The organism is Lysinibacillus sp. EB271-A1-10B, assembly GCF_058791335.1.
Genome location: NZ_JBYTDL010000003.1, coordinates 403,539 through 416,978 on the forward strand (window position 1 = coordinate 403,539; position 13,440 = coordinate 416,978).

Annotated in this window: 13 protein-coding genes; 1 reads left to right on the forward strand and 12 read right to left on the reverse strand. The window is 32.8% G+C overall.

Annotated elements, in window-relative coordinates; all coding sequences use genetic code 11:
* The 11 genes from AC3WSK_RS07240 to AC3WSK_RS07290 all read right to left on the reverse strand — a co-directional run bounded on the left by AC3WSK_RS07240 (position 1) and on the right by AC3WSK_RS07290 (position 12,009).
* Positions 1-693, reverse strand: coding sequence for a head maturation protease, ClpP-related (locus tag AC3WSK_RS07240; RefSeq protein WP_492413346.1), 693 nt, complete (start codon positions 691-693; stop codon positions 1-3).
* Positions 694-719: 26 nt separating this feature from the next.
* Positions 720-1,889 carry a phage portal protein gene (locus AC3WSK_RS07245; protein WP_492413348.1) on the reverse strand — a complete coding sequence of 390 codons (1,170 nt, stop codon included), beginning with the start codon at positions 1,887-1,889 and terminating at the stop codon, positions 720-722.
* Between the two features lie 20 nt (positions 1,890-1,909).
* Positions 1,910-3,622 carry a terminase large subunit gene (locus AC3WSK_RS07250; protein ID WP_492413350.1) on the reverse strand — a complete coding sequence of 571 codons (1,713 nt, stop codon included), beginning with the start codon at positions 3,620-3,622 and terminating at the stop codon, positions 1,910-1,912.
* 3 nt (positions 3,623-3,625) lie between these two features.
* Complete coding sequence (locus AC3WSK_RS07255; RefSeq protein ID WP_492413352.1) at positions 3,626-4,000, reverse strand: hypothetical protein; 375 nt, start codon at positions 3,998-4,000, stop codon at positions 3,626-3,628.
* A 347-nt stretch (positions 4,001-4,347) separates the two neighbouring features.
* Positions 4,348-4,719 (reverse strand): HNH endonuclease signature motif containing protein, encoded by a 372-nt coding sequence (locus tag AC3WSK_RS07260; RefSeq protein WP_492413354.1) that lies wholly within the window; start codon positions 4,717-4,719, stop codon positions 4,348-4,350.
* A 113-nt stretch (positions 4,720-4,832) separates the two neighbouring features.
* Positions 4,833-5,957 carry a putative phage abortive infection protein gene (locus AC3WSK_RS07265; protein ID WP_492413356.1) on the reverse strand — a complete coding sequence of 375 codons (1,125 nt, stop codon included), beginning with the start codon at positions 5,955-5,957 and terminating at the stop codon, positions 4,833-4,835.
* Positions 5,958-6,054: 97 nt separating this feature from the next.
* Entirely contained in the window at positions 6,055-6,237 is a 183-nt protein-coding gene (locus tag AC3WSK_RS07270) for a helix-turn-helix domain-containing protein (RefSeq protein WP_492413358.1), read from the reverse strand.
* 235 nt (positions 6,238-6,472) lie between these two features.
* Positions 6,473-9,256 (reverse strand): hypothetical protein, encoded by a 2,784-nt coding sequence (locus tag AC3WSK_RS07275; RefSeq protein ID WP_492413360.1) that lies wholly within the window; start codon positions 9,254-9,256, stop codon positions 6,473-6,475.
* Between the two features lie 293 nt (positions 9,257-9,549).
* Complete coding sequence (locus AC3WSK_RS07280) at positions 9,550-10,695, reverse strand: helix-turn-helix domain-containing protein (protein ID WP_492413362.1); 1,146 nt, start codon at positions 10,693-10,695, stop codon at positions 9,550-9,552.
* 18 nt (positions 10,696-10,713) lie between these two features.
* A complete protein-coding gene (locus AC3WSK_RS07285; protein WP_492413364.1) occupies positions 10,714-10,905 on the reverse strand; it encodes a hypothetical protein in 192 nt (63 codons plus the stop codon).
* Between the two features lie 819 nt (positions 10,906-11,724).
* Positions 11,725-12,009 carry a hypothetical protein gene (locus tag AC3WSK_RS07290; protein ID WP_492413366.1) on the reverse strand — a complete coding sequence of 95 codons (285 nt, stop codon included), beginning with the start codon at positions 12,007-12,009 and terminating at the stop codon, positions 11,725-11,727.
* Between the two features lie 134 nt (positions 12,010-12,143).
* Here AC3WSK_RS07290 and AC3WSK_RS07295 point away from each other — a divergent pair, with 134 nt between their 5' ends.
* A complete protein-coding gene (locus AC3WSK_RS07295) occupies positions 12,144-12,359 on the forward strand; it encodes a helix-turn-helix domain-containing protein (RefSeq protein WP_079561916.1) in 216 nt (71 codons plus the stop codon).
* A 118-nt stretch (positions 12,360-12,477) separates the two neighbouring features.
* Here the strand turns inward: AC3WSK_RS07295 and AC3WSK_RS07300 are convergent, their stop codons facing one another.
* Entirely contained in the window at positions 12,478-13,254 is a 777-nt protein-coding gene (locus AC3WSK_RS07300) for a phosphatidate cytidylyltransferase (protein WP_492413368.1), read from the reverse strand.
* Positions 13,255-13,440: the final 186 nt, after the last annotated feature.

Sequence of the window (13,440 nt, forward strand, 5' to 3'; positions counted from 1 at the left end):
TTATTGAATCTCCTTTAGTTTAAGTAAATTTATTTGAGCCATATGTTTGGCTTTTTCCGTATTGATTTTCTTTTCGTTCTTCATGTCATTAAATTTGTTGATAGCTTGTTGAGGTAACATTTCCGCATTATATGAAGCTACCAGTGACATAGGGTTAATTGCTTCTTGTTTATTTTCTTCTTGGAATAACACCTTGTCTGCGAATCCTAGTTCGATTGCCTTATCAGCGTTTAACCATGTTTCTTTGTCCATCATTGCTAGAATTTCTTCTTTGTTAATACCTGTTTTTAGGACATAGGCGTTTGCTAATGCATCTGTTGAGCTTTTAAGGATGTCAATTGCTTGTTCCATGTCTCGATAGTCTCCACCCTTAGTAATTGATACATTGTGAATCATCATTTGAGCAATAGGAGACATATAGACCTCATCACCTGCCATAGCAACAATGGAGGCGCTAGAGCCTGCAAATGAGTGAATCTCAATAGTAACCTTGCCTTGATATGTTTTAAGAGCTGTGTAAATCTCAGCACCCGCAAATATCGAACCACCATGGCTGTTTATGATTACTTTTACATCTTCTCCGTTTAGATGTTTTAATACATCATTAGGACATGTTGACTCAATCTCATAAAAGTCATAGGCTTCTTTTTTGTCATTTAAAATAATTATTCCGTTAATATTAATCGTCTTCAAAACTAATTCTCACCCCTTTCTGAGTTTTAACTTATTCTATCTGTAGTTTTTCCTGTGTCTTTCCGAAGTAGGAACTCATCTCCATTATCGTGTGGAGCATAGCCTAAGATATCTCGAATCTCATTAGGGTTTAGAATAGCTCTATCTGCTAATGCACCTAATGCGATTTTACTAGTCATACTTGCAAACATTAGATTCTTAGAAATGAATCGAATCTCGTTTCCATAACTTATTTCTTTACGTGTAAACAGCTTATAAGTAAATTCTTCTGATAGTTGAATTAAGATAGGTTCAATCGAAGATTCATAGAAAGCATTCCATTCATTTTCATCAAAAGAAGCGTTGACAATCTTCTCATTAGAACCAAAGTAATTATAGATACGCTTTGCATTTTCCTTTTGGAACTCTTTATCAGGCATATATGATTTAGGCTCTACTCGTTCTGCATCCACTTTGTTATCAATGCCTGCTGCCCCACCGTATTCACTATCAATATCTAGGAATGAATCAGTAAAACGTTTCGTTTGTTTCTTTACGTCATCTTCTGTTAAGTTGGCTTGATACTTTAGCAACCATTGAACAACATTTGAGTTCTTGATTGCTTTAATGACTCCTTTGTCGACTGAATTTACAACTTGCATTAACGATGCCAATGCTTCAACATTGGATGAACCGAACATGTCGCTATCATTGAAATCTTGACGTAAATGAATAACATCCTTATAATTAAAAGTAGCAATTTGACCGTTCTTTTTGATTGTGAATCGTAGGAACGTATCATTACTATTTGCTAAGACTTGTACATTAGTAGCAACGATAGGATATAATCCAATTGGATAGCCGTTATCATCACGATTGATAAAGATATAAGCGTTATTATTTAGTTCTAATTGTGTGACAGTCTTTTCTAATAACTGTTGCATTCCCATGATAGGGTTAGGACGTTTTAGAAGCATCTTCATGTAGAAATCTGGATTGATTGTTGTGCTATCTCCTGATTTACGAACATGTTCTGCTGTAGTCTTTGCTACTGCTTTTGCTTTCGCTCTGATTACTGAGCGAATAATATCATTTTCATAGATATTACCGTCCCAATTAAAATAAGAGTCGTTTTCATCAGAAGTTAGCATTTTAACCTTCTGACTTTTTGTCGTTATGTTACTTTGTTTACTTTTACCGAAGCCAAGTAAATTCAAATTCTCACCTACTTTCTAAGTTATCTAATACGATTTGAATATTCATTCCTATTATTCTCTAATACTGTGAATGCATCTAACAAAGCCGCTGTTCCGTCAATACGTTTCGATTTGTTTTCCCCTTTGATTGGTTTAATATTGTCGTTATCATCAACTTTAGCGTGTGTGTTATGCAAGCACCATTTGGTAATAGGATTGTTATTGTAGTTAACTTTCTTCTTCTTTAGCGAAGCTCCTAGATTATACATAGGAATGCTCAACGTTTGCGCTCCTTGAGCAATTGGAATCATTGTTGAGCGTCCAAACTCTTGTTCCATGTCTACAATCCATTGTGAAGACTCGTAACGGTCATATCCAATGTAATACATATGACACTTGTACTCTTCTTGAACCTCTTTAAACCAATTCAGAACGTCTGTAGGGTTGATAATATTACCCTCACATAATCGCATATGACCTTGTTGTACAAACATATCATAAGGCATGTTATCCTCTTTAATACGCTCGTCTATCCCATCCTCTGGAAGCCAATACATATGTTCAACATAAATCGTATCATCGTCAGGCATCATAAATAAGAAACAAGCCGCCGTTAAATCTGTTGTACGAGACATATCGACACCACCAATTCCATATTTAGGCTTAAGCTGTTCAACATCAAATGTAGCCTCGTTGTTTACTTGGTCATATGTTAACCATGCAACGTTCCCACTATGTCGAATATTAAAGTCTTTCGTCAATAAGTTCGGCATGTTTAACGGGTCATGTATCGCCTTGTTATAACGCTTTCTAATGTAATCTAAACTTTTAACTGTACCTAGAGTTGGATTAGCTTTATACCACATTTCCTCATCATGTATTTCTTCCGCATTATCTAATTCATAAATGATTGGCAATACGGAATCATCTATATAAGAGCCATCTGAATAACCGTTAATGATAGATTCACATTCTCGATACTTCATATCATAAATACCATTACGGACATATCCTGCCGTTGTCATGATGAAATTTAAAGGCTGTTTACGTGTTGACATAGAATCAACAATTACATCGTAAAGGTTTTTATCCTTCCAAGCGTGAATCTCATCCATGAATGAGCCATGCGCATTTAACCCATCAAGCGAGTTAGAATCAGACGATAGAGGTTTATAAACACCTTCCCCCATTGGGTAGCGAACTTCACTAATACGACACTCTAAGCGTCTTGAAAGTGTTGGAGACTTCTTAATCATCTTGACAGATTCGCCCCAAACGATTTTGGCGGCATCTTTCTTAGTCGATACTGCGTAAACCTCAGAACCACCTTCATTATCAGCAATTAATAGATAGTTTGCTATTCCTGAACCCAAAGTAGATTTACCTGCTTTACGTGGGATGATTAATACAAGCTCTTTAATCATCCTGTAGCCTGTTTCTTTATCAACCATTCCGAATGTAGCGCCTAATAATGCTTTTTGCCATAACTCAAGAATTACTGGTTTGCCTGACCACTCACCTTTTGAGTGCTTACAGAAGTTTTCTACAAACTCGATAGCTTTATTAGCTTTCTTTGCATCATATTCATAACGACTTTTAGGGTCATTTATTTTACGTACTAATTCTTTATATACTTTTTTAACCTTATCACTTACTAGTATTTGACCTGATTCAATCTTTTCATAGTATTCTATTACTGGATTGTAACTTAGTGGATACCTGATTTTGATAGGGTCATTCTTTTTCTTAGCCATAGATTAGTTTCCTCGATTCCATTCATCGAAGCCATCATCTTTAATAACATTGGCTTTAGTGCCTAATACTTCAATAATCTGTTTCATAGTTGTTTTGTAATCTTTAACAGTTGTAGCGTAAAACTTCGCTGTTGGACGCTCTCTCTCATAAGCTCCTGAGCCATCTGGATTTTGTGTAAACATTTCTACATAGCCATTCTCAAGTAAGTCACGCTCAAACTCTTCGCATTGTATTTTGAGGAATGATGCACGTTCAACTAAGCCTTCAACTGCCTTTAATTTGCTATCTTCTACTTCTGCCGCTTTTAAAATACGCTTAAGTCGATTCTTCTCTGCTGTAATACGTTCTGTTTTCGTCTTTTCTTTCTTAACTGCCAATGCTACTGTCTCCTTTCGTTTGATATGGCTTGCATTCGACTATTCTTGTCTAAAATGATGGGGAGGGGGTCTAAAAAATGGACGTGTGTTGCACATAGAAGACTCTCATCGGTCTCTAGACAACTTCTAAAAAAATTTTTGAAGGGGGGAATATATTTTTCCAAATTTATTCTCCAATTTTATTTTTAAATTTTATTTTCAATTTAAATTTATTTATATTCATCATTAATAAACATTTCATTTTGCTTTCTAATTTTAAATCTTAATTTTATTCAAAAGAAAAGATAGGTAACCATACACACAGTCACCTACCTTCATTAAACTTTTAAACAATATAAAACTTAAAACTAATTCAACTTAGTTACTACTATTATTGTTTTGTCTATCTCACTCAAAGGAACGTATTCCCCACGACCATTAAACCCATATCCTTCTTGTGTGCTACTCTTATCTGTCTTACTAAACGTTTTGCGATTATGATGGAACAAACAAAGGAACTGGAAGTTATCAGGATTCAATGTAATATTAGTGTCGTTGATATTATCAATACTAATCTCAATGATATGGTCTAAGATATATCCTTGTTCATACAATCCCTGCTTTAAACAATGCTCACATAATCCTGCAATTTCAGGACTTTCAATATAGTTCTTTCTAGCTTTCTTCCAAGCCACACTATTGTAAAATCGTTTAGCTTCTGCTGTATGCTCTCTTACCACATCCAATTACCGTACATAAACAGGACTGTTAAAATTTCTAAAAATCCCACTCGTAATCCTCCTTTCTTACATAATAAAAACACCTGCATATGTCTGAAGGTGTTTTCTGAAATTTATAGTATTGTATCTAAATAACCATATCTTAATCCTAAAGAAGGAACAAAAGCTAAATCTTCATTTAATTGTTCATTTTCTCCAAGATGAATCTCATAATGTAATAAAGTAATTTCAAATGTTCCAAATAAAGAAGAAAAAATTTCCAAATATTTCGTTTTCTCATCCACATTTAGTTTTGCTGATTCTACAAAATGAATTATACCATGTATGCTTTTATAATAGCTCGATAACGGAAATCGAAAATTAGTACATACAGTTAGATATGATGTTTGTTGGAAGTGCTTGCTTTCAATAAAACTTAATTCAATAGATTTTAATAATTCATTATTATTAATTTTTGCTCGTCCATAATCCCCTTCAGATGTGTTTATATCAATAATCATTTTGAAATCATCAAAATTTAGTTTCAAAACACTCCCTATATCTATTTCAATTGTATCATCGCAATTTCTCAATTCCCTCCAAATTTCAGGCAATTCTTTATTTATTATAGCAAATTTTTCTAAATTATATTCTTTTTTACTATCCATTATTATCATGCAGTCATTATAATTGACAATAAAAGCATCTAATTGATCCAATGTCTCACAGCTTCTAATCAGTTTTTTAAGAAAAAAATCCATTTTATCCTTTTTATAATAATTTTCTATTGAATCAAATAAACTAATGAATACATCTCTACCATTTACATCTTCACCAAACAACTTTAACCCATCAACTAAATTATTATGCATATTAATCATATTAAAAAATGTGGTCTCAAACTGTTGATGCTTCATCGTATCATTAGTTATTCTATATTGTTCATTTGCTTTAGCTAATTCTTCTCTTGTCAATTGCAGTTCTTCTCGCTGCAATCCTAATTCCTTTCTCTGCATTGCAATAGTAGAGATTAAAAACAAAATACTGGCTAACGAAAAAATTCCAACTGTTGAACCTCCTAAAAAATCTCCGACAGTTCCTAATTTAGCAAACGAATCAAATGATAAACTAGATTTTGAAAAGAAGAAAATTGCTATCGGCATTAATATGGCAAAACATATAGTAATTATTCCTCCGATAATCCATTTATTTTCATTTTCCTTAATCCACTCTTTAAATGGTTTCTTTTCACTTGACATACATAACACTCCCTATCTACCTACAATTGTAAGTGAATAGGAAGCAAATGTCATTAACGTATAAACAATCAGTCATGTTATACAATCCTCTTGTTAGCTATTTTGATTCAACATACGCTATTATCTTATTCTCTGATTCTTTCGGTATGTCTACTTTGCTATTGAAATACTGACTAATCCAACTTTTCGAGCAACCTAGTAATTCCGCTAAGTCTTTCGCTTTAATCTTCTTTAGTTTCATTTCCATCAATAGTTGGCATCTTTCTTTATATGTTTTCATATATTCATATAATCTCCATTCATATTTTATTCTTGGTATTATTAATTCCTTAATTGTTCAAAAGGACAGTCCAAGAATCTAGGTGCTGCCCATTCAGAAATAAGAATATAGGAGAAATATAATATACCAAAAATGGAAAAGACCTGAACGTCTCTATCCTTGTGGTGACATATTATTGTTCGCTATCTCCTTAGATATTAGGCGTTTTCGACTAATCAAATAAGCCAACGTTCTACTATTTTTGCTCAAAAACTGATAAAAACTTTTTCGGTTCAGATTGATATACAGCATTCATAATTTGAATTTGATTGTCTTCAATAGTATTCGATTCAAATAGATGATACATAATAGAAAAAATCGTAGTAGTTTTGATTGTGCGTTTCTTCATAGAGCTTTTAATTATGTTCCCACTAAGCACAATTTTCTTAGCGATTATTCCCCTATCTTCTGAATTAGCTTTTAATAGAGAAGTTCTATAGTGTTTCATTTTATCTGTGTAAGTGTCAACCAATGAGATAATTTCATTTTCTTGTTTATTGTTAGCATTGCGAACGTGGAAAATCTCACCTGTTTCAATATCAAAAGGCATTACTAATTCGAAAATATTAATTGCATCAGATGATTTTAGTTCTTTAGCCCGTCTGATTTTAGTAGTTAGTTCTTCTGCTGTTTCACGATTACGAACGTCAAAGATGTCAACTACATAATCCATTGCAGTTTTATAGCTAGTGTATTTACGCTTGTGATTCCTTCCGTTGTTCATGAAGCTAGGGAAAAGATTCTTACCCTCATCATCTTGTTTCATTCGAGATTTAACTAGCAAAGATAGTCGAACAAGCTCTTTCTCCGCATCAATGTCATAGGCTTTTTTAGCACCATCAATAGCGATTGTAGATAATACTGATATGATTTCAACGACTTCTTTCATCTCTTTGTATAACGCTGTATGACCGTTAAGCTTTGCATCATACATAACCGATTGAGCGGTTTGTCCTACGTTCACAACCATTCCGATAAGCTCCGAAGCGATTGTTTTGTCAACTTTAGCACGATTTAGGCTATCTAATACATAGCGGTTAGAAGTAGCTGAAACACCATTCAAACAAACTTTAGCGTCATTATTACGAGCAACTTCTACAATTGTTTTATTATTCGTGATTAACATTGTATCTGAATCATAGTCACAACCAGATAAGATATCTTGAACAGGAAATTCAATGGCATTTACAGCAACAATGTTTTTTGTGAAATTAAAATATTTGTCAATAAGAGGGTTTTTAGTGTTGATTGCATATAGTAGGTTATTAGCAGATGTGTGAGGATTACGGAAGCATACAACTTCTTCACCATTTTTAAAGCTCTTATTATAAATTTGATTGCCGTTCATGTGGTGCGTATTCTTGTCGTTTACGTCAAACTTTCCGATTGCAGAGAATAAGAACTCTATCGGATTACCAATTAATACAGTGTAGTCACCAGTGATACGTATTTTACCTTGTTTCATATGTGCTACGTATTTGTTAATAGTCTTTCTTTTGAATGTATTAAATAGTTCTGTCTTAGCAATATCATTGTTATGATAAAATAAGTTTGCTAACATTTCGTTGCTGTTTGTCATTGTTGCAGTTTCTAATAGATGTTGTGCAAATGCTTCATCGTCATTTTTGATTGCGTTGATATAATCAACCTCGAATTTTGATAATTCTTGAACACCGTTGATATCTAAATCCAATGAATTAACCATTTGATAAGACATTTGTTGAAGTGGCATTCCTTTTTTATCATACCCTAGCTTAGTTGAGGATTCAGACTTACATACACCGAAGGTATTCTTCTCTGCTTTAATTGTTTTCTTCCAATGTTTGTACATATCTTTATCAGTACCTACGAATTTGCTGAACTTAAATACTTTTAAGCTTGAAGGTGTAATAATCATATGTATATCTTTAGCTTTAACTTTGTTACCTAGCATATCTTTAATAGTAGCAGTTTCATATTCTGAGCCGAATTGGTCTCTCATGAAATCAACTACATTTGTATTGAACACACATGATTTAAAGAAGTGTTGACGCAATAGCATCATTCCTTGACCATTGAAATATTGAGAGTCTAACAATCCAGAACCATCAAACAAACTGTTAGAGATTGTTGCGTTCTCATTTGCTTGAGATTTAAGTTTGACTTTACCATTTAAAGTGTCTTTAACAATTTCAATTGCAGACATGTTAAATACTGAGTCAACATCATCAATTAATAGAATGTGTTTAGGGTCAATCTTGATTGTACTTTTAAGTGACGATGTAACTAGTGACTCATAAGCAGACAATGAAGCTATGTCAATTTCTTCACCGTTTTCAAAGTTGATACCCATTCTTGACCAATTAGTTACTTCTTTTGCTATATCTTCACGAATGAATAAGCATGAGCCTATACGAGACTTAGCAGAAGAACGTTTATATACAACGTATTTAACTTTTTCACCTTTGTAGTTAGTTAATGTAAAACCATTGACGTATAATTCATTACGTAATTCTTGTAGTGATAAAGTAGTTTCCCAAGCATCTTTATTAGCTTCGATTAATTGAGCGATTTCTTCATTGCGTGTATTAAATTTTTCATTCAGTACTGCTAATCGTTCTTCAAAGTCTGGTTTCTCACCATGTTCATTTGTAAATGACTCTAGTGTACGAGCTTGAGAATCTTCAACTTTCTTTAAGACCGTTTTAACGTTACTTACTTTGCTTTTAAACTTAACATTGATAATATCGTCTGTATGGAATTTACGGATTGTCTTCATTGTTCGCCTATCTAACTCTTGAATATCAACTTTATCATTTTTACGGTCTGCAAATTCATTTATCCCCAGTTCTCGTAGCTTAATAAGTTCTAATGAATATGGAATGAAACCGTCATACTTTGGTGTTAATGAAGCCCCTCTGTTCATATGCTCCCAAATGATTGACGCTTCTACTGATTGGATGAATGTACCTTCTGTTGATTTGTTTAAGTTTGCTTTCATAGTAGCTGTTCCTCCTTTTTTAGTTGATTTTATATGTTGTTTTTTAATAGTCTGTGTGCTATATTGAATATAGAAATTTGGATAAATAGTTTTCTGAGCATATTTCCAAATAAATTTATAGTTGGTTTTATGTTTACTTTTACAACAAGCAATATTGCTTGTTGAGAAGAAACAAGATTTCTAGTTCACTTCCAGAAAGTTCGTTTCGTACTACCCCTATATACCTTACCTCTTAGTTTTCTTCTATTACTCAATACTTTTACTTTTATAATCAGTATTCTCCTAATTTATTATCAGAATGGTAGTTCACCTAAATTGATTTCTGCACGTTTTTTCCGTGGGTCTGTTTCTGATTTAACTTGCGTTTCTGCTACTTCATTCATTTTCATTTGTTGTATTTCATCTAGTGCAGTATTTTCAACACCTTTTACCTCAACCACTAATTGGTTATACTCATTTAGCTCCCCAATGGCTTCTAGTTTTTTTTCCAAGATATATTCTTCTTTTGATTTAATTGGCATCAAGTCGTACTCTTTCTTAGTTTCCTTACCAAACTCTTGGATTTCACTTACTATAGTTATAGTAGGTGCTATACGGTCTGCTATGTCATTGCCTAATACAAAGTAGTCTTGATTTCTTTCCATTCTTATTAGTCCGTAATCATGTAGTGAACGCATGATGCCATATACCGAACTACGTGGTATATTCAACTTGCTCGCTACTGTTCTATGTCCAACACGATACTCTTCGTTTTTATCTTCAAAGTAATCGTATTGACTTTTTAGGAATGAATAAACATAGAATGCTTTATCACCTAGGCAAGCATGATTCATACAAAAAGCAAACACCTCAAAAGGTATGTTTGTAAAGTTTGTGCCTTTATAGAATGTTCCTTGATTATCTTCTTCTAGTGTATTACTGTGAAATGCTAATACAGGTTTTTTAGAAGTGTATCTATTTGTCAATCCCATTGGTTCACGATAATACATATGTACGTGTTCTTTTAGGTCTGCATGTAGTTCTAGTACATTCGTAAATAATGGTAAGTCTGTATCTTCATCAGTTTCAAATACAACTGGCAATTCGAATAGTCCGATAGTCTCAGTCAAGTTATACTGGTCAAATAAGCCATTTTTCTTTATAAAAATATCAACAGTTTTATTACTAGCTGAACCTAGAATTCTTTTTACATCTTTTACGCTTGGAGCGTAGTGTGAATATTTACACCATCTATACAAGTAAGTCATGAAGTAGATATAAGAATAAGCTGTAGAAACAGTCTTCCAAGTCTTAATCTCTTTTTCATGTGTCTTATAAATAGTTGGCAACATCTCAAAATATTCATTAGAAACGCATACTGGTCTTTCTTGTTCAGCGTGTTTAAGCTGTTCTAACAATTGGTCGTAGTTGCTTGAATTGAATTGAGTGTTTTCTGTCATAATTGAGTTCCCCTTGAGTTAGTTAGAATACTTTTTCTTTAGTTGAGTTAGTTCTGTTACTGCGTTCATAAGTTCTACTGTGCATTTGAATACGAACACTGTTTTATTGGGATTGTTCACATCTTTCTCAACACTGTATTTTTGGTTTGTAATAAACCCTAAGGCATTTGCCATGTATTTGTTACGTACTGCATATTTTTCTGTCAACATAATCACATCATCCCTTTCTTAATTGAATTGATTCCTCCTAAATTACACTACATAGCTATCACACTTAAAAGAACATCAGTTCATCTAATCTCTCTTATTAATTTATTAAGTTAAAAATAAAAGAGAAGTTGCAAGACTAGAAGGAGGAAGATATAGCCTTGCGAATAATGAGTGTGAAAATCTCTAAATAATAATTCTGTTTTTCTCAGGTGATTTCCTCACCCAAAATACTTTTCTACATAGCTAAATAGACTGGTAGCTGAATATGTATCACATTTATCACCATATCTTAGCTATATAGAAAAGTATTTTTCATTTAAATAGATATTGGGCAAAAAGTAACGTAAACCTGCTTCGTTTCATATTGTGTTATGAGTTTCAGTTCTATTAAACTTTCCCCTATCCATATAGTGACGTATTTTGCGAGTCTATTACTTGATATACAAGGGGTTGAGTGTTTAGCGTTCGACATTTTATGCTCATTTTTTAATATTTAAAGTCCTCTCCTACTAGCCTTCCCCTATGTAACCTTTTTCATCGTCTATAATTTCAGCTTTGTGTTTACCTTCCCTTCTGTCGAAATGCTAGTGTATTGCAGTAAAAATTCTAAAAGGTTACGTATGCGGACAATTATAATACTACCTATATCACTATTACTATATTTTTACTTTTTTACTATTTTTTATATTTTATGTTTTATGTTTTATGTTATTTTATAACTGTCCGTATACATAACCTTTTACATTTGTGTTGTATTAATAAGATTGTTAACACTGCCCGTATGTGCAACCTTTTGCATAGACACAAGAAGAATCACTATTATAGTGCTTGTGTATCTACGAATAAATCTGATATGTAAGCTCTTTTTGTGATAAACACTAAGCTATTAAGCGTCATAAGGCTCTCCACAGCTATTTGAATATCTTGTGGTAGTTTTACTAGTTCTCTTAGTCTAGAGTGCTTCACGAATATGCTACCCTTGTCAGAAACCAAGTTACGTACTGACATGAACAACGTCTCGTCTAATGTTAATTTCAATTTATTAATAAAGTAAGATGCTACCACATTTTGAAGTTCGTTTAGGTTGTTTAAGTTCGCTTTCATTTTACTCACCTCTATGTATGTTCTCGACTTATTAAATAAGTCTATAATTAATATAGCGCAGACTTATTTTATTAGTCAATACTTTGTATGCGTTTTGTGTTGTATGGTATACTTCCCTCTGGAGGTGTTAATAAATGGTTGTTAAATCAAATTTAAAATACATATTGGATTCACAAGGTCTCTCTATTCGTGAGTTGGAAAGATTAACTGGGATATCGTTCGAAACGCTCAGAAGAATTGCTACGAATACAGCAACACGATACTCTGCTGATACATTAGATAAGTTGTGCGAGGTATTGGATTGTGAAATATCAGATATATTGGTAAGAGAAAAAGGCTCGGATAATTAAATCCGAACCTTTTTTAAGGTTGTTTATTATAAATTGTTTTCTCAAAGATTGTTGCTTTTAGTTTGCTATCTTCTTCAATTAAAGCCCTCAGTTAGTTGAAGAAGAAATTCTTTTATTTCTATAACAAGCCAATAAATTTCAATCCAATAAATACAAAGATCCAGCTATCTAACCTATCTAAAACTCCCCCGTGACCAGGAAGAATTTTCCCTGAATCTTTAACACCATAGTTGCGTTTTAGTGCTGATTCAACCAAGTCACCAACTTGACCAGCTATAGATACAACAAGAGTTATTATTAAAGCTTCGATGTAGTTTACATATGTATTTAATGTCATTTGAAGAACCATTCCTATAATAATCGCTGCTATAATACCACCTATTGCTCCTTCTACTGTCTTATTAGGACTAATTTTTTCAGCAAGTTTTCTTTTACCAAATTTTCTTCCAATAAAATAAGCTCCTGAGTCAGTTGACCAAATTGTTAGTAATATAGAGAACGCCCAAATAACTCCATTATCTATTCTTGCTTCTGCTAATGAACTGAACCCAAATCCAATATATAAAACGCCAATCAGCAAAGTCCCAGCCTTTTCAATTGAAAACTCCTGATTAAAGATAGTAGCTGTTAGTAATAAGAGAACAAGAGCTATCAATACTTTAATTTGAATCTGTTCACCCCCAGAACTTAACAAAGGAGAGAATAAAAATATAACTCCTAAAAGTCCTGCAAACCATTTAACGTCCAAAATTCTTGCCTTAATAATAGTAGTAAATTCATAATAGGCTATTATTGCAAGAATTAAAGAAAAAGCCGAAAACCAATAACTCCCGAAATAAAATGGAATTAAAAATAAAATTGCCATAATAATTCCAGTGATTATACGTACCTTCACACTTACACTTCCTTATATCTCTAATTTGTAGTATGGAGTAAATTATACTACAAAAAATAGAAGAAGAAACCATAAGAAACATATCTATTCTTATCCAACTAAACTGCTCCGTTCGTATTATAAGGTCAGCCAGATATTTCTGGTTGATCATTTTTTATATGGTTTTATTATAAGCAGTAGCCAGGG

Excerpts from the sequence above, each read along its gene's own strand:
- AC3WSK_RS07250 (WP_492413350.1), bottom strand. The coding sequence starts at position 3,622 with ATGGCTAAGAAAAAGAATGACCCTATCAAAATCAGGTATCCACTAAGT.
- AC3WSK_RS07265 (WP_492413356.1), bottom strand. The coding sequence starts at position 5,957 with ATGTCAAGTGAAAAGAAACCATTTAAAGAGTGGATTAAGGAAAATGAA.
- AC3WSK_RS07270 (WP_492413358.1), bottom strand. The coding sequence starts at position 6,237 with ATGAAAACATATAAAGAAAGATGCCAACTATTGATGGAAATGAAACTA.
- AC3WSK_RS07275 (WP_492413360.1), bottom strand. The coding sequence starts at position 9,256 with ATGAAAGCAAACTTAAACAAATCAACAGAAGGTACATTCATCCAATCA.
- AC3WSK_RS07280 (WP_492413362.1), bottom strand. The coding sequence starts at position 10,695 with ATGACAGAAAACACTCAATTCAATTCAAGCAACTACGACCAATTGTTA.
- AC3WSK_RS07285 (WP_492413364.1), bottom strand. The coding sequence starts at position 10,905 with ATGTTGACAGAAAAATATGCAGTACGTAACAAATACATGGCAAATGCC.
- AC3WSK_RS07290 (WP_492413366.1), bottom strand. The coding sequence starts at position 12,009 with ATGAAAGCGAACTTAAACAACCTAAACGAACTTCAAAATGTGGTAGCA.
- AC3WSK_RS07295 (WP_079561916.1), top strand. The coding sequence starts at position 12,144 with ATGGTTGTTAAATCAAATTTAAAATACATATTGGATTCACAAGGTCTC.